Below are 15,835 nucleotides of genomic sequence, written 5' to 3'. Positions count from 1 at the left end.
TCGGATCGTGGGTGAACCTCACTTCGTCGATCGCCTGGCGACGAGCCACGCGAGGCCCACCACCGCGGCGGGGCTCGCCTTGAACTGGTCAGCGACGCGCCGGATCTCGGCCAGCACGTCCGCGTGGACCGGGAGCGTCCTGACGACCGGCGCGCGGAGCTCGCGCGCGCGGAGCGCCCGCTCCGCCTCCGGACCGCCGAGCGCGAGGGCCTCGACCCAGGAGCGGCAGCCCTGGATGCGCTCGAACGCGAGATCCCACGACCCCTCGACGACCTCCGCGAGCCCCGCCCGCTGGGCCGCCGCGGCGCGCTCGATCTCGGCGAGGAGCTCCGCGGGGAACGGCACGGCCTCGCCTCGCGGGGCGGCCGTCGTCGCCCGCGGGCCGCGCGCGCCGGCCTCCGCCTGCTGCGACGGCTCCGGAGACGGCAGCGAGGGCGCCGCGTCACCGCGGCCGGACAGGTGGAGCTTGACCGCGAGCAGGTGCCGGCACGGGCCCGCGCGCAGCCGGTTCTTGTAGAAGTACGAGCAGCTGCACTTCGCCTTCTTGATCGCGCCGTCGGTGTCGAGGAGCAGCTCGCAGCTCGTCGCCTTGGCCCTGGCCATGACGACGCGGCGGCCGCCGGAGAGGGTCTCTTCCCGCGCGATCTCCACCCCGTCCCGGGCGATGCGCCGGCCCTCCGCGAGCTCCGGGGGCTCGGGGCCGAGCAGCGCGTCGGAGAGGGCGACCGGCATCACCGGGCGGCAGCGATAACACTCCGCGGCGTGGTCGTAAACCACCTGCCCCTGCTTCGCGGCGAGGTGCAGCGCGCCGCGGAGCGCGCCGTCCGGAGCGCCCATCGACACGGCGAGCTCGCCGTAGGACGCGCGCCGCACCATCTCGAGGTGGCGCGCGACGCGGTCCGCCAGCTGCGCGTCCGGGGTGAAGGCGTCCGCCATGACGTCGAGGTGAGAGCCCGAGGTCCAGTCGTTCGCCGTCCAGCCCGAGAGCGCGAGGGTGAAGCGCATCTCGCCCATGAAGACGATCCACAGGCTCGGCAGCCCGGAGCCGAGCAGCCGCGCCTCGATGCGATCGGCGAGCGGCAGGAGCCGCGCGAGCACCGAGAGGCGGCGCCTCCCCCACACCTTGATCTCCTCGGTCGCCTCCGCCGCCGGCGCGCCCCTCGGCGCCCCGGAGCGGTACGGGCCGAGCCCACCCGCGCCCGCCGCGGGCCCCACGGCCACGGGGACATCGTCGCAGGTGACGCCGCGGCACGGGATGGAGACGCCCCAGGGGTCGAGCACGAGGATCGGCGCCTTGCCCGGCGTGAGCTGGAAGCGCAGGCTGCGCGGGCCCGTGCGCTCACGGTGCCGATCGAGGTGCGCGAGCAGCGAGTAGACCGCCTCCACGGGGACGTCGACCCTCCGGCACGGCAGGCACATCGCCGCCTGGAGCTGGCCGAAGCCGCGCAGCCACGAGGGCGGGAGATCGATCTTCTCCTCGCGGTAGTCGCCGCGGCCCTCCACGGCGACCTCGAAGCCGGTCGGATCGACGAGGAGCCGCGTCGGCCGGTAGCTGCGGAGCGTCTGGAAGTGCTCGTAGAGCGCGAGCGAGTAGTCGACGTTCGTCGTGCCGAGGCCGGCGTCCTGCGCGCCCCGGAAGGCGTCGCGATCGACCGAGAGGCAGCCGTAGCTCGACTCGTCCTTGGAGAAGCACTCGAAGAAGACGACATCGGGCGCGACGGTCACGACCGGATCGCAGGGGACGAGATGGCGGAAGAGCTGCGGATCGCTCCGCGCGAGCTCGTTCGCCCAGCGGACGCGCGCGCCCCAGTAGAGCTTGTGCATCTTCCGGAAGTCGGCCTCGAGGTTCGGCGGCAGCGGCGCGCTCCCGAAGCGCGCGAGCTCGGCCTTCATGGCCTCGCCGTGGAGCTCCCGGCGGAGCCGGGCCTCGCGCTCGGCCTCCTGCTGCTTCCACGCCTCGTGGGCAGAGCGATCCTTCGGCAGGCGCCGCAGGTCGCCCACGACGACGTCGTGGAGCGCGCTGATCGCCTCGCGGAAGCGCGCCGGCCGCGCGAGCTCGCCGTCGAAGAAGACCCTGGGGCGCGCGAGGTTGGGCGCGAAGCTGAGGGCGGCGCCGCCGCCGAGCTCCTTGACGCCGCTCGTGCCGAGGTAGCGGAGATCGAAGCTCACGCCGCGTCCTCCCCCTCGAACAGCCGGAGCTCCGGGAGCCTGCGCGCGATGGCGTCGCGCAGCGCGGGGGCGCGGAACGCGGCGCGGGCGAGGGCGCCGAGGGCGGCGCGCCGCTCGGGCGCGCGCACGCTGCGGAGCGCGACGCCGAGCAGCGGCAGGAGCGCGTCGGCCTCGCCGGGCCGGGCGACCACGCGGTCCGCGATCTGCCGGACGACCGCGCGCTTGTCGCGCGCGCCGCCGTGGACGGCGAGCAGCGCCACCGCCCAGACGTGCCGCAGCGCCTCGGGCGAGAAGGCCGCCTTGCGGGCGGCGAGGTGCCGGACGAGGAAGGCGCGGGCATCGGCGTGCGGCGTCTCGGCCAGCGCAGCCCACAGGCCTGTGTCGTCGCGGAAGCGGACGTCGGCCTCGAAGAGCTCGAGCGCGCGGGCGCGGACGTCCTCGTGGCGGGAGTCCAGGAGATCGCGCACGTGCTCGGCCCGGCCGTGGGGCGAGCGCCCGAGCACCTCGACGAGCCACGCGACCGCCTCCTCCCGGACCCGGGGGGCGACCGCGGTCGCGAGGCGCGCGAGGGTGTCGAGATCCGCGGCGGTCTCGACGGGCTTCGTCCTCGCCCAGCGGAGGCCGAGCTCCGCGACCGGCGCGGCGCGCGCGCAGGCGAGGGCCACGCACTCGGCGAGCGAGAGCCGCGAAGGCGAGACGTGCTCGACCACCGCCTCGCAGACGAAGGCGAGCGCCGCGGCGTTCTCGGTCTGGAGCAGCGAGAGCCAGTCCGCGATCGGCAGGCTCCCGAGGCCCGGGATCTGCCGGAGCAGGCCGGCGGCGAGGGTCTGCACCTCGTCGTGCGGGCTCTCGAGGAGCGCGCGCACGCGGGCGAGCGGCAGGCCGCGGAGCTCGGCGGCGTAGCCGCGCTCGAGCAGCCCCACGGCGAACGCCCGGACGGTGCGGCTCCTCGCGGCCGTGACCAGGCCGAGCACCTCGTCGAAGGCGCCCTGCCACGCCTCGGGGTAGATCGGCGCGGGCTCGATCTCGGCGAGGGCGGCGCCCTCCGCGAGGCGGACGCCGCGCGGGAGGCGCTCGAGGGCGGGCGAGCCCCAGTAGAGCGCGTGGAGCAGCCCCCAGGCGTCGAGCAGCCGCTCGGGCCTGTCGAGGTGCTCGTCGCGGTAGAGCGCGAGCGCGGCGCGGATCGCGCGGCCGTAGCGGGCGGCGTCGCGCCGGCCGAGCCGCCGGAAGTAACGGAACGCGCGGCGCCGCAGGTAGTGGCGCGTCCGCATCGAGAAGCGCGGCGACGCGACGTCGCCCTGCGGGAGGCTGACCGGCACGCCGGTGTCGCTGACGAGGCAGGGCTCGTCGCTGGAGGTCCTGGTCACCCAGTCGTAGCGGGTCACCTTGACGAGCTTGCGGCGGACGAGGCGATCGAAGGCGACCATGAAGCGGCCGACGATCTCGTCGTCTCCCGCCTGCTCGGCGAGCTTGTAAAGGACCTTGACGAGGCCGCGGTGGTGCGGCCGGTCGCAGCCGTCGTCGATGTAGCGGAGCAGCGCGCGGCGCGCGAAGGGACGCCGGTCCGCGTACCAGCGCGGGGCGAGCGCCTTCAGCTTCCGGCCCGCCTCCGAGGCGAGCACCTCGTCCACGAACCGGTCGTCGCCGGCCTCGAAGTGCTCGTCGAGGAGGAGCGTCGACGCTGTCTGGGATCGAGCGGCGCTCATGCGCGGCAGGATGCTACGGAACCGGCGCGTAGCCGGTCAAGGGCGGCGCCGCCGCGCCGCGCGTCGCGCGAGGGGGGTGTCACGCGACGCGCGGCGCGGCCGGCGCCTACGGTACCGCCTTACCGCCTTACCGGCGTCTCAGCGCACTCGCCGCGCGACACGACCGACACGCCCGCCGCGTGCGCGAAGCACGCGTTGGGGTACGTGGTGTCGTCGCAGCCGCAGACCGGGTCGTACTGCTCCGTGCACGCCTCCGGGATGGTCTCGCAGGTGCCCGTCATGTCGCCCGCGCCGCACATGGCCTCGAGGCTGTAGTTGCAGAACTCGCCCTTGTCGCACGCGAAGCCCGCGATGCCGCCGCAGATCGTCCCGGGAGCAGGCGCGCACTCGCCCTTCGACGCGACCGACACGCCCGCCGAGGCGGCGGCGCAGGCGTTGCCGTACGTCTGGCCGTCGCAGCCGCAGACCGGGTTGTACTCGAACGTGCACGCCTCCGGGATGGGCGTGCAGACCCCCGGCCCGTCCCACGCGCCGCACTCGACCTCGGGCGGGAAGTTGCAGAACTCGCCCTTCTCGCACGTCCAGCCGCCGCGGGTGCCGCACGCCTTGCCTTCCGACGGCGGCGGCGCGCACTCGCCCTCCGACGCGACCGAGACGCCCGCCGCGTTCGCCGTGCACGCGTTGCCGTACGTGTTCCCGTCACAGCCGCAGACGGGGTCGTACTCCCTGGTGCACCCGCCCGGCGTGGGCAGGCAGGTGCCCGTCATGTCGCCCGCGCCGCACTGGGCGTCCGGCGCGAAGTCGCAGAACTCACCCTCCTTGCAGGAGAGGCCGAGGAGGCCGCCGCAGACGTCGCCCGGAGGAGGCGCGCACTGGCCGATCGACGACACCGACGTGCCCGCCGCGTTCGCCATGCACTCGTTGCTGTACGTGTTGCCGTCACAGCCGCAGACCTCCCTGAGCTCCTTCGTGCACACCTCGGGGATGGGCTGGCAGGTGCCCGTCTGATCGGCCGCGCCGCACATGGCGTCGAGCTCGTAGTCGCAGAAGAGGCCCTTCTTGCAGGAGAGGCCGAGGAGGCCGCCGCAGGCCTTGCCCTGCCCGCCGCCGCCCCTCACCTCCTCCGAGTTGGACGCGGTGTCGTCGTCGGCGATCTCCACCTGACAGCCCACGGCGAGCGGGAGCATCGACAGCGCGAGCCAGAGAAAGGATCCGATACGGCTGCTCTTGATACGATTCTGGACGTTCATGGGTTCCTCCAAAAGAGCCCCGCCGTCACCGGCGAGGCGATAGACATCCACGAGCCCCTCCCCTCCAGGGGAAGGGCGCCTCGCGCCGCGCGCAGTACGGCGAGCGCGGCGCGCGAGTTCGATGTTCGTCTCCCCGACCGCTCAGTCGGGGAGCGTCAGTGTCAGGACGCGGCGCCCGGGCTCGGGCGCCGTGACCTCGAGGAAGAGCACGTCCTCGCGCTCGACCCCTTCACCGTCCGCGCGCACCGTGACGACGGCGGACTCGCCCGCCGGCACCACGAACGCCTCCGCCGGGCTGACCCCGAACGGCCCCGCGCCGCGGCGCAAGCGCGGCGCGCCGATGGACACGTCCTCGGCGCACGTGTTGCCGACGACAACGTCGCTCTCGCCGGCCTCGAGCGAGACCCACGAAGCGGGCTCGATCGTGAGGCAAGGCAGGTGCGCCAGCATCGTCTGCGTCGCGTTGATGGGCTCCCCCGTGAGCTGCAGATCCACCGGCTCCGACCGGCGCTCGCCCTGCTTCACCTGGATCCGCAGGACCTGATCCGTCGACGCGTCCACCGCGGCCACGAAGCTGCCGTCGCGGCTGATCTCCGCGATGACGGGCGCGTCCGCGCTGTCGAGGTTCGTCACCACGACCACGCCCTCCGCCGGCTCGACCGCGCCAGGCTCGCCCTTGAGGAAGACCTGTTGCCGCAAGACCTGGGGGTCGCCCGACACGCCGACGAGCCCTGTGTCCAGGATCGGCTCGTGGACCGGCGGGCTCGGCTGCGGGCTCACGACACAGCCGCCAACGAGCGCTCCGAGGAGCGTCGCGACGCGCGCGCCCCGCCGTCCTCGGTGTCCGTATGTCGTCCGCATCGCCATGCCGGCCATTAGAGCAAACCTGGTGCCGAATGAAAAAGGACGGAAATCGTCGTGAAATGCGAGGCACAAGTGTCTCATCGAGTGTCTCACTGTCTCATATGGCACATTCGTGAGACACTATGGGGGTGAGCCAAGCCGAAGGGACCCTGCTCGCCCGCCGCTACCGCCTGATCCGTCCCCTGGGGCGGGGGGGCCTGGCCACGGCGTGGCTCGCGCGCGACGAGGCGCTCGGGCGGGACCTGTGCCTCAAGCTGCTCGGCCACGCGCGCACGGCGGAGCGGGCGGCGTTCCGCGGCGAGTTCAGGATGCTGGCGGGGCTCTTCCATCCGCACCTCGTCCGGGTCCTCGACTTCGGCATGCTCCGGGAGACCGGCGAGCCGCGCTTCTACTTCACGTCGGAGGCGGTGCTGGGCGCGCCGCTCGACGAGTACGTGACAGGCCGGCGCTTCGAGGAGGCGCGGGCCGCGATCGTGGACGTGCTCGACGCGCTGCGGTTCCTCCACCGCGCGCGCATCCGCCACGGCGACGTGAAGCCGGCCAACATCCTCGTCGGGGCCTCGGGGCGCGCGGTGCTGATCGACCTGTCCTGCGCGGCGCGGCTCGGGGGGAGGCCCGACGACGGCGTCTCCGGCACCCGGGGCTACCTCGCGCCCGAGGTGATCCGCGGCGAGCCGGCCGACGGGCGCGCGGACCTGTTCTCGCTCGGCCGTACGCTCGAGGCGATCGCGCCGCTGCTCGCGGAGCCGCTGCCGGAGGCGATCGGCGCGCTCGTCGAGCGCCTCGTGCGGTCCGAGCCGCGCGACCGCCCGGCCGACGCGGGCGAGGTGCTCGACTGGGTGGGCGCCGCGCCGCGCGCCGTGGCCCCGCCGCCGCCGGAGCCGCCCCACCTCGTCGGGCGCGATGCGGAGATGCGCGCGGTCGCCGAGGCGCTCGCCGCGCTCGAGCGGGGCGAGCGCGGCCCGCGCGTCTGCGTGATCGCCGGGGAGCCGGGCTGCGGGAAGAGCCGCCTCCTGCGCGAGGCGACGTGGAGCGCCGAGCTCCGGATGGAGGCCGTGGAGGGCTTCGCCAGGGCCAGCGCGCCGGTGGCCTCGATGCTGCGCCGCGCGACCGGCGAGGAGGCGCTCCCCGCCGGCGCGCTGGGCGCCCTGCGCGCGCACGAGCGCCTGACGCGGGCGCGGGGAGGCCACGCGGGGGCGGGGGCCGGGCCGCTGGTGCTCGTGCTCGACGACGCCGACGAGGTGAGCGGGGCGGACCGGGAGATGCTCGAGGCGCTCGCCCGCCTGCTCGGCCCCGAGGATCCGGTCCTGCTCCTCGCCGCCGAGCGCGTCCCGCACGGCGGCGGCCGGGCGCCGCTCGCCGCGGTGGCCGCCGAGGCGGGGCGGAGCGCGCGCGAGGTCGCGCTGCCGCCGCTCGGGCGCGAGGCGGTGCAGCGCTGGATGGACGACATCGGCCTGGGCGACGCGACCGAGGTCGTGCTGCGCGCGAGCGCGGGGTGGCCCGCCGATCTCGTGGTGATCGCGGGGCGGCTCGCCGAGAGCGGGGACGTGGCCGGGCTCGACGCGACGACGCCCGGGGCGAGCGCGCGCTACGCGCTGCGGCTGCGGGGCCTCGGGCGGCCGCTGCGGGACGCGGTGGCGACGCTGGCCGTGCAGGGGGGCGCGGTCGCCGACGAGGAGCTGCCGCCGCTCGGGCTCCCGGTCGCGCACCTGGCCGAGCTCGCCGCCCGCGGCGTCGCCGCGCGCACCGCAGGGGGGTGGACGCTGACGCGCGCCGGGCCGATCGCCGCCCTCCTCTGCGCCCTCGGCGGCGAGGCGGTGCGCGCAGCGCACGCGCGGGCGGCCGCCGCCCTGCCGGCGCACGCCGAGCAGCGGGTGCTGCACCTCGCGCTGTCGGGCGACGCGGCCGCCGCCGAGCGCCTGTTCCTCGAGCGCCGCGCGGAGCGCGAGGCGGATCCGAGGCCGTGGGGCGCGACCGCGGAGGCGCTGCTCGAGGTGGCGACGTCGGCGGAGGCGCGGCTCGAGATCGCGTCCACCCTCCAGCGCGTCGGCCGCGCGGCGCGGGCGCGCGAGGTGCTGGAGCACCTGCTCGCGAGCGACGAGGCCGGAGAGCTCGGCGCGCGGCGCGCCCAGGCCCTCGTCCGGCTCGGCGCGTGCCTGCTGGAGCTGGGCGACCCCACGGCGGCGCTCGCGCGGCTCGACGAGGCCGAGCGGAGCGAGCAGGCCGGCGGGGAGGGCTCGGCGTCATCGTCCACGCCGCGCGAGCGCGCGGGGCTCGCCGATCTGGCGAGCCGGGCGCTGCTGCGGCTCGGATCCCACGCGGAGGCGCGGGCCCGCGCCGAGCCGGCGCTCGCGTGGTGCGACGAGCCGGAGGTGCTGGCGAGCCTCCACGAGGACGTCGGCGTCGCGGCGAGCTACCTCGGGGAGCGCCGGCTCGCGGGGCTGCACCTCGGGCTCGCCGCCGGGCTGCACCGCGATCGGCGGGCGCCGAGGGCGCTGGTGCGGGCGCTGTCGTACCAGGCGATCGACGCCTTCCGGGCCGGGGAGGTCGAGGCAGCGCTCGTCGGGTACCGGCAGGCGCTGGCGACGGCGGAGGAGCACGGGCTCGGCGACCTGGTGGCGCGCTGCAGCCTCAACGTGGGTACGGCGTGCCACCAGTCGGGCGAGCTCGGGGAAGCGCTCGCCGCCTACGAGCGCGGGGCGCGGCTCGCCTCCGCCCTGGGCCAGGCGGACCTGGTCCTCGTCCTCGATTTCGATCTGGCGAAGCTCTGGGCGGACGTGGGGGCGTTCGAGCGGGCCGCCCGCGTGGCCTCCCGGGTGGAGGCGGAGGCCGCGCGGCGGGGCGCGCCGTTCTTCGCGGCGGCGGCGGCCTCGGTCCTCGGGGACTGCGCGCTCGCGGGCGGCGACGCCGAGGAGGCGGCGCGCTGCTTCGAGCGGTCGCGGCGCGGCTTCGAGGCGCAGGGGGCGCAGCGGGAGGTGGTGGAGGAGGAGCTGGAGCTCTGCCGGGCCCACCTCGCGCGGGGCGCGGTGGGGGACGCGCGGGCCGCCCTGGGCCGGGCGCGGGAGCACGGCGCCGCCCGGGAGGCGCCCGACCTCGGGGCGCGCGCGGCGCTGCTGGAGGGGCGGCTCGCGCTGCTCGACGGCGAGGGCGACAGCAACCTCGGTCAGGTCGGTTCCGACCAGGGCGGTTTCAGCCTCGTCGTCGGTCAGCCCAACCTCGGTCAGGGCGGCCCCGGCCCCAACCTCGGTCAGCCCAACCTCGGTCAGGGTGGCCTCAACCTCGGTCAGCCCAACCTCGGTCAGGGTGGCCTCAACCTCGGTCAGGGTGGCCTCAACCTCGGTCAGCCCAACCTCGGTCAGGACCTCACCGCCGCCCGGGAGCGCCTCGAGCGCGCCCTGGGCCTCGCCGAGCGCGCGGCGCAGCCCGACCTCGCCGCGGACGTCCGCCTGGCGCTGGCCGAAGCCCACGAGCTCGCCGGCGAGCCGGAGGCCGCCGCGGCGCAGCGGGAGCGCGCGGCCGCCGCCTGGACCGCCATGGCGCGCTCGCTGCCGGAGGCGCTGCAGCACGCCTTCTGGACCCACCCCCGGCGCCGCGCGGCGCAGCCGGCGCGCACACCCGCGGCGGCCGAGGCCGCGGCGCCGCCGGCGGCGGAGCGCACGGCCAAGCTCGAGCGGCTCCTCGCGGTGTTCCGCAGGCTCAACTCCTCCGTCGAGATCGCCGACATCCTCGCGATGGCCATGGACGCCGCGATCGACCTCACGGCCGCGGAGCGCGGGTTCCTGCTGATCGAGCAGCCGGGCGGCGAGCTGCGCGTCGCGGTCGCGCGCAACGTCGACCGGGAGAAGGTCGGCAGGAGCCACCTCAAGTTCAGCTACGGCATCGCCGAGCGCGCGATCGCGACGCAGGAGCCCGTGGTCACCGTGGACGCCCAGGAGGACCCGCGCTTCCACGAGCACGCGTCGGTGCACGCGATGCGGCTCAGGTCCGTGATCGCCGTGCCGATCCGCTCGCCGGACGGCGTGCTCGGCGCGCTCTACCTCGACAACCGCTTCCGGCGCGCGCGGTTCGCGCCGGAGGACGTCGACCTGCTCCTCGCCTTCGCCGACCAGGTCGCGCTCGCGCTGCGCAACGCGCGGCTCGTCGACGACCTGCGCCGCCGCACCGTGGAGCTCGAGGCCGAGCGGCGCCGCGTCGAGGAGCTCCTGCGCGGCCAGGCCGCGGAGATCGACCGGCTGCAGGAGCAGGTGCTCGTCCGCCAGCAGGCCCTGGAGCACCGCTACGATTACGGCGCCATCGTGGGGCGCGGCCCCGCGCTCCGCGCGGTGTTCGCGACGCTCGACCGCGTGGTCGACGCGCCGGTCAACGTGCTCGTGACGGGCGAGAGCGGCACCGGCAAGGAGCTCGTCGCGCGCGCCATCCACTTCGCCGGCCCGCGGAAGAGCGGCCCGTTCATGGGGATCAACTGCGCCGCGCTCCCCGCCGCGCTGCTCGAGTCGGAGCTCTTCGGGCACGTCCGCGGCGCGTTCACGGGCGCCGACCGGGACCGGACCGGCCTCGTGGTCGCGGCGCGCGGCGGCACGCTCTTCCTCGACGAGCTGGGCGAGATGCCGCTCGAGGTGCAGGCGAAGCTGCTCCGGGTGCTCCAGGAGCGGGAGGTGCGCCCGGTGGGCAGCGCCGAGGCCGTGCGCGTGGACTTCCGCCTCGTCTGCGCGACGAACCGCGATCTCCTGGCCGAGGCCGCGCGCGGGCGCTTCCGGGAGGACCTCTACTACCGCGTCGCTGTGGTCCAGGTCCGGCTGCCGGCGCTGCGCGATCGCCTGGAGGACCTGCCGGAGCTCGCGCTCCACTTCGTGCGCCGCGCCGCCGAGCAGCTGGGCCGCCCGGCGCCGCAGCTGTCCCACGAGGCGCTGCGGCGGCTCGGCCAGCACGGCTGGCCCGGCAACGTGCGCGAGCTGGAGAACGTGATCACGAAGGCGGTCGTGCTGTGCGACGGCCGCAGGATCGGCCCCGACGACGTGGACCTGCCCCGCGCGCAGGAAGGCGGCGGCCGCGGCGCGCCGCGACCGCCGCGCGACGAGCGCGCCGCGCTGCTCGCCGCGCTCGAGCGGACCGGCTGGAACGCGCTCCAGGCCGCGCGCGAGGCGGGCATGTCGAGGGCGACGTTCTACCGGAAGCTGCGGCGGCTCGGAATCGAACGGCCGATCGAGCCGCCCATCCCACGCACGACCGAACGGCCGAAAGGCGCCCGCGACGACTGAGCCCTTCCTCCAGCGCCCCGAGCGCGAGCGCGGGCCCGATCGGACGCTGGCGACTGGCGCTCTGGACGGCGTCCGTCACAGGCGTACACACGCACCATCCTCCGCCCGATAGCATTAGTTCTCCTCTTCTGACATCGCCGGCACGGGGCAGTTCGCCCCACTTGGGGCAGTCCGGCCTCTATCCAGCCATGAGCCTGCCAGCCGCGTGGCGCCGCGCACCCCGACGCGATGGAAGAGCCGCCCACGACACGGCGTGGAGAAAGGCATCTCATCCATCGGCGTGACGGGGATCATGCTCCACCCTGACCACGACCGCGCACCGACAGGCGCTCTCCGCCAGGGATGGCCCGGGCCTTGCGAGGGTGCCGGGCATGAACACAGCAAAATTCGTCCTGCTGCTGCCTCTCTCGCTTGCCGCTGCGGCCGGCTGCGATCGAGCGGAAGGCACGACTCGCTCGGACGGCAGTCCCATGGTGCCGGGCGAGGTCGCCCAGCGGGCGAACAACCCCACGCCGACGGCCGCCGACAACACAGGCAAGAACGATCGCGATCGCGATCCCGCCGCGCTGACCCCCGGGGACCAGGGCGAGAACGAGGCCGATCGCACGATCACCCAGAAGATCCGGCAGGCGGTGGTCGCGAACGACACGCTCTCGATGAGCGCGAAGAACGTCAAGATCATCACGACGGGGCAGGTGGTGACGCTGCGCGGCCCGGTGAAGAGCGACAAGGAGAAGGCCGACATCGCCGCCATCGCCCTCGGGATCCCGGGTGTGCAGAGGGTCGATAACCAGCTCGAAGTCGACGTTGACTGAACCGATACGAACGGTCCGAAAGGAAGACACCATGGCAACGAAGAAAGCGGTCCTTGGCCTCGTGAGCACGCTCGCTCAGGCAGACATCATCGTCGGCGATCTCCAGCGCGCCGGCTTCATGACCAGCGACATCTCCGCGCTCTTCCCCGACAAGCACGGGACGCGGGACTTCGCGCACGAGAAGCACACGAAGGCGCCCGAGGGCGCGACGGCGGGCGTCAGCGCGGGCGGCGCGGTCGGCGGGACCATCGGGCTGCTCGCCGGCATCGGCGCCCTCGCCATCCCGGGGCTCGGGCCGTTCATCGCGGCCGGCCCCATCATGGCCGCGCTGAGCGGCGCCGCGGCCGGCGCCGCGCTCGGCGGCGTGACCGGCGCCCTGATCGGGCTCGGCATCCCCGAGGTCGAGGCCAAGCAGTACGAGGGCAAGATCAAGGGCGGCAACATCCTCATCTCCGTCCACGTCGAGGACAGCAACGAGCGCGCGCTCGCCAAGCAGATCCTCGAGCGCGGCGGCGCGACCGACGTCGCGGTCCTCACCGAAGAGGGGATCTCGTCGAAGCACAGGGCCGTCGCCTGAGCGTGACGCGCTGTCATCCCACGTGATCTCGGGAAGCTGCCCGCCTGACGCCGCGCATCGGCCGGTGTCAGGCGGGCAACCGCTCGAGGTCGAGCTCGTCCGACGGCGTGATGTCGGCCTTGAGGAAGCGCTGCATCTGCCGGAGCGCGTGGCCGTTGTCCTCCTCGGTCTCGGAGGCCACGCAGTCCGACGGGACGAGCAGCCTGTAATCGCGCATGTAGGCGTCGTTCGCCGTGAACAGGACGCAGATGTTCCCCGCCATGCCGGTGAGGAGGAGCGTCTGCGCGCCGAGCGACTCGAGCAAAATCTCCAGCGTGGTGCCGTAGAAGCCGGAGTGCTTGGGCTTGAGCACGAAATAATCGTCCTCTCCAGGCCGCAGCAGCGCCGCGATCTCGCGGCCGCACACGCCCTCTTCCAGGCAGTGCTCGATCTGACGGTGGAAGTTGGATTGCCAGCGGCCAAAGTTGTCGTTCACGTAGACCGCCGGAATGCCGGCGTCGCGACACCGCTGCTTCAGCGCCCGGATGCGGTGCGCCATCGGGAGCGCGTGGGCGAGCAGCCGGTCGCCTCCCGGGAAGTCCAGATCGTTGATCACGTCGATGAGGAGCAGCGCTGTCCGGCTCTCGTCCGGCGCGGCGCCGTGAAGGTCGTGGGAACGTCGAGGCATGTCGTGCGCGGGTTATACTGCAGGCGAGGGCGCGCGGGGCAGCGATCACCGCCGATCACCGCCGCGCCCGGTCCGCCGTGGCGAAACGCGACCTCGGCTGTGGCAGCGCGCGGCAGGGGGCGCAGGATCCGCGATGGCCCCCAGGCGGCCAGGACGGGCGCGCGGCGCAGGATGCGCGAGGACGCGTCGTCGGCCGCCGGCTTGCATTGCTCGCCATGACGGACCTGGCGCGGGCCCCTCGGGTCGCCTTCCGGGTCGAAGGAGCGCACATGCCTCGCAGCATCTGGAAAGGGAGTATCAGCTTCGGGCTCGTGCAGATCCCGGTGGCCCTCTACCCCGCCGAGGAGCCCGACGAGCTCCACTTCACGCAGCTCGACAGGCGCACCATGGCGCCGATCCGCTACGAGCGCGTGAACCGGGAGACGGGCGAGCCGGTGAGCTGGGACGATATCGTCCGCGGCTATCCCTACGAGAAGGGCGAGTATGTCGTCCTGTCCGACGAGGACCTGCGCCGCGCGAACGTGGAGGCGACGCAGACCGTGGACATCCTCGACTTCGTCGACGCCTCGGAGATCGACCCGATCTACTACGATAAACCGTATTTCCTCGCTCCCGCGTCTCAGAACGGCAAGAAGCGATCGCCGGTGACGGCGTATGTCCTCCTGCGCGAGGCGCTGCGGAAGACGGGCAAGGTCGGTATCGCGAAGGTCGTGATCCGGACGCGCGAGCACATCGCCGCGGTGAGGCCTCACGGCAGAGGGCTCGTGCTGAACCTGCTCCGGTTCGCGCACGAGCTCCGCTCCGATGAGGAGCTCGACCTGCCCGAGATGGACGCCCAGGGAAAGGGGCTCGGGAAGCGGGAGCTGGAGATGGCGGAGCGGCTGGTGGCCGAGATGGCCACCGCGTGGGAGCCGGAGAAATACAAGGACGAGTACCGCGACGACGTGATGAAGCTCATCGAGAGGAAGGTGAAATCCGGCCGCACGACGGCGCCCGCGGAGCCTGTCGAGGAAGAGCGCCACCGCCGCGCCACCGGCACGGTGGACCTCATCGCGCTGCTCAAGAAGAGCCTCGGACAGAAGGGCGAGAAGGCCGCGAACGACGAAGCGAACAGCGGCGCGAAGGACGGCGCGAAGGACGGGAGAAGAGCGCCGGAAGAAGGCGGCAAATCCCGGGTGCGAAAGGCGGAGGCCCCGAAGCGGAAGGGCCGCAGCTCGCGTCGGGCCGCGTAGCCCGCACGGAGAAGCGGCGTGCACGCCGCCCGCCGGTCTCACCGGGGGCGCAGAGGAGGGTAGAGCGAGCTCATGCGCCCCAAGTATCCGGCGGACGTCACGGCGGCTTTTCTCGAGCTGCAGGGGCAGCCTCCGCTCGCGGCGCAGAAGCTGGCTCCGGGCGCCCGCGTCGCCCCCGACGAGGCGCCGCCCTCCTTCGCCGCGATCCTGACGCAGCTGATCGAGACGCTGTTCTTCGCGTCCATGGCGACGGAGGAGGGGCGGCTCAACCCGATCGGCGTCGTGTTCGCCGAGCGCCTCGCCGAGTTCGAGTCCGGAGAGCCCGCGTGGGATCTCGTGCGGTTCGGGTCTCCGGTGGCGTTCGACGCGGAGCACCTGGCCAACCTGGGCCCGGCGAGCGCGTGGCCGCGCGCCTTCCTGGCCGTGGTGCCGCTCGATGGGTCGCTCGCCGTCGCCGGCATCGCGGTGCCGCACAGCCGGCCGTCGTTCGCGCTCGATCAGCTCGTGCGCGTCGTCGCCCCGAAGCCCGGCGTCGTGGCCGTGTACCGCGGCGAATGGGAGGTCGTCCGCTACGAGCGCGGCGCCGTGCGGACGTGGATGCCCAAGAACCGGCCGCTGCTCGACTCCATCGAGCGGACCGTCGCGCGGGACCAGGCGAGCGCGCTCGCCCGCAACGTGCGCGGCTATCTGCTGCGCATCGTCGAGGGAATGGTCGAGCTCGGTCGCGGCGGGCTCCTCGTCGTCCTGGGGCCAGGCGAGGGCCTGCCGCAGCTCTTCGGGGAAGAGGGCAATCAGCTCGACACCGAGGTCAAGCGGCTGGCCCCTGCCCTGTGCCTCGGCTCGGCCATCCTCGACCTCGCCGGCGCGCACGAGACCCACCTGCCGGACGGGCCATGCCAGCCGTCCGGGGGGAGGCCAGCGCCGCGCGACTCGGAAGACGCGCTGCAGAGATCCGAGCGCGTCAGCCGGCTGCTCGAGCTCATCGTGCGGCTCACGACCGTCGACGGCGCGGTCGTGATGAGCCACGCCCTCGACGTGCTCGCGTTCGGCGCGAAGCTGCCGCCTCCGAGGGCGATCATCTCCGAGGTCTTCGCCGCCACCCCCGACCAGCGGATGGACGCGAGCTTGAGCCTCGACGCGCGCGGCACCCGCCACCGCGCGGCCGCGGCGTTCGTCGCAGGGTACCCGGAGAGGATCGCCTTCATCGTCTCCCAGGACGGCAACGCGGCGACGTTCCAGGAGATCGAGGGGAAGGTCGTCTACTGGCCGCTTTGACGAGGCGCGGCGCGCGAGGCGC

At 74.2% G+C, this 15,835-nt stretch carries 10 protein-coding genes; 5 read left to right on the top strand and 5 right to left on the bottom strand.

Annotated features, from left to right (window positions below; all coding sequences use genetic code 11):
* Positions 1-18: 18 nt before the first annotated feature.
* The 4 genes from WME82_RS14985 to WME82_RS14970 form a co-directional block, all read right to left on the bottom strand.
* Positions 19-2,169 (bottom strand): SWIM zinc finger family protein, encoded by a 2,151-nt coding sequence (locus WME82_RS14985; protein ID WP_438043380.1) that lies wholly within the window; start codon positions 2,167-2,169, stop codon positions 19-21.
* Complete coding sequence (locus tag WME82_RS14980; RefSeq protein WP_438043379.1) at positions 2,166-3,875, bottom strand: hypothetical protein; 1,710 nt, start codon at positions 3,873-3,875, stop codon at positions 2,166-2,168. The genes WME82_RS14985 and WME82_RS14980 overlap by 4 nt, the downstream gene beginning before the upstream one ends.
* Before the next feature lie 119 nt (positions 3,876-3,994).
* Complete coding sequence (locus tag WME82_RS14975) at positions 3,995-5,125, bottom strand: Kazal-type serine protease inhibitor family protein (protein WP_438043378.1); 1,131 nt, start codon at positions 5,123-5,125, stop codon at positions 3,995-3,997.
* 141 nt (positions 5,126-5,266) lie between these two features.
* On the bottom strand, positions 5,267-5,905 hold the full coding sequence (locus WME82_RS14970; protein ID WP_438043377.1) for a hypothetical protein: 639 nt from the start codon (positions 5,903-5,905) through the stop codon (positions 5,267-5,269).
* A 212-nt stretch (positions 5,906-6,117) separates the two neighbouring features.
* Here WME82_RS14970 and WME82_RS14965 point away from each other — a divergent pair, with 212 nt between their 5' ends.
* From WME82_RS14965 to WME82_RS14955, 3 genes are all read left to right on the top strand, one after another.
* Complete coding sequence (locus WME82_RS14965; RefSeq protein ID WP_438043376.1) at positions 6,118-11,247, top strand: sigma 54-interacting transcriptional regulator; 5,130 nt, start codon at positions 6,118-6,120, stop codon at positions 11,245-11,247.
* Between the two features lie 371 nt (positions 11,248-11,618).
* Positions 11,619-12,062 carry a BON domain-containing protein gene (locus WME82_RS14960; RefSeq protein WP_437746103.1) on the top strand — a complete coding sequence of 148 codons (444 nt, stop codon included), beginning with the start codon at positions 11,619-11,621 and terminating at the stop codon, positions 12,060-12,062.
* A 31-nt stretch (positions 12,063-12,093) separates the two neighbouring features.
* Entirely contained in the window at positions 12,094-12,639 is a 546-nt protein-coding gene (locus WME82_RS14955; protein ID WP_437871826.1) for a DUF3341 domain-containing protein, read from the top strand.
* 67 nt (positions 12,640-12,706) lie between these two features.
* Here WME82_RS14955 and WME82_RS14950 read toward each other — a convergent pair whose 3' ends face one another.
* On the bottom strand, positions 12,707-13,306 hold the full coding sequence (locus tag WME82_RS14950) for a cysteine hydrolase family protein (RefSeq protein WP_437746101.1): 600 nt from the start codon (positions 13,304-13,306) through the stop codon (positions 12,707-12,709).
* 269 nt (positions 13,307-13,575) lie between these two features.
* On the opposite strand from WME82_RS14950, the gene WME82_RS14945 reads away from it, so the two are divergent.
* A complete protein-coding gene (locus WME82_RS14945; protein WP_438043375.1) occupies positions 13,576-14,538 on the top strand; it encodes a Ku protein in 963 nt (320 codons plus the stop codon).
* 72 nt (positions 14,539-14,610) lie between these two features.
* Complete coding sequence (locus tag WME82_RS14940) at positions 14,611-15,813, top strand: putative sensor domain DACNV-containing protein (protein ID WP_437871822.1); 1,203 nt, start codon at positions 14,611-14,613, stop codon at positions 15,811-15,813.
* The last annotated feature ends 22 nt before the right edge of the window (positions 15,814-15,835 follow it).

This window comes from Sorangium sp. So ce128, assembly GCF_051525245.1.
GTDB lineage: Bacteria > Myxococcota_A > Polyangia > Polyangiales > Polyangiaceae > Sorangium > Sorangium cellulosum_B.
Note: the sequence above shows the minus strand (reverse complement) of the source record. Positions and strands in the feature narration are given on the sequence as shown.

What these genes read in the sequence shown, in the direction of transcription:
- WME82_RS14980 (WP_438043379.1), bottom strand. Translation starts at nt 3,875, where the DNA reads ATGAGCGCCGCTCGATCCCAGACAGCGTCGACGCTCCTCCTCGACGAG.
- WME82_RS14975 (WP_438043378.1), bottom strand. Translation starts at nt 5,125, where the DNA reads ATGAACGTCCAGAATCGTATCAAGAGCAGCCGTATCGGATCCTTTCTC.
- WME82_RS14960 (WP_437746103.1), top strand. Translation starts at nt 11,619, where the DNA reads ATGAACACAGCAAAATTCGTCCTGCTGCTGCCTCTCTCGCTTGCCGCT.
- WME82_RS14955 (WP_437871826.1), top strand. Translation starts at nt 12,094, where the DNA reads ATGGCAACGAAGAAAGCGGTCCTTGGCCTCGTGAGCACGCTCGCTCAG.
- WME82_RS14950 (WP_437746101.1), bottom strand. Translation starts at nt 13,306, where the DNA reads ATGCCTCGACGTTCCCACGACCTTCACGGCGCCGCGCCGGACGAGAGC.
- WME82_RS14945 (WP_438043375.1), top strand. Translation starts at nt 13,576, where the DNA reads ATGCCTCGCAGCATCTGGAAAGGGAGTATCAGCTTCGGGCTCGTGCAG.
- WME82_RS14940 (WP_437871822.1), top strand. Translation starts at nt 14,611, where the DNA reads ATGCGCCCCAAGTATCCGGCGGACGTCACGGCGGCTTTTCTCGAGCTG.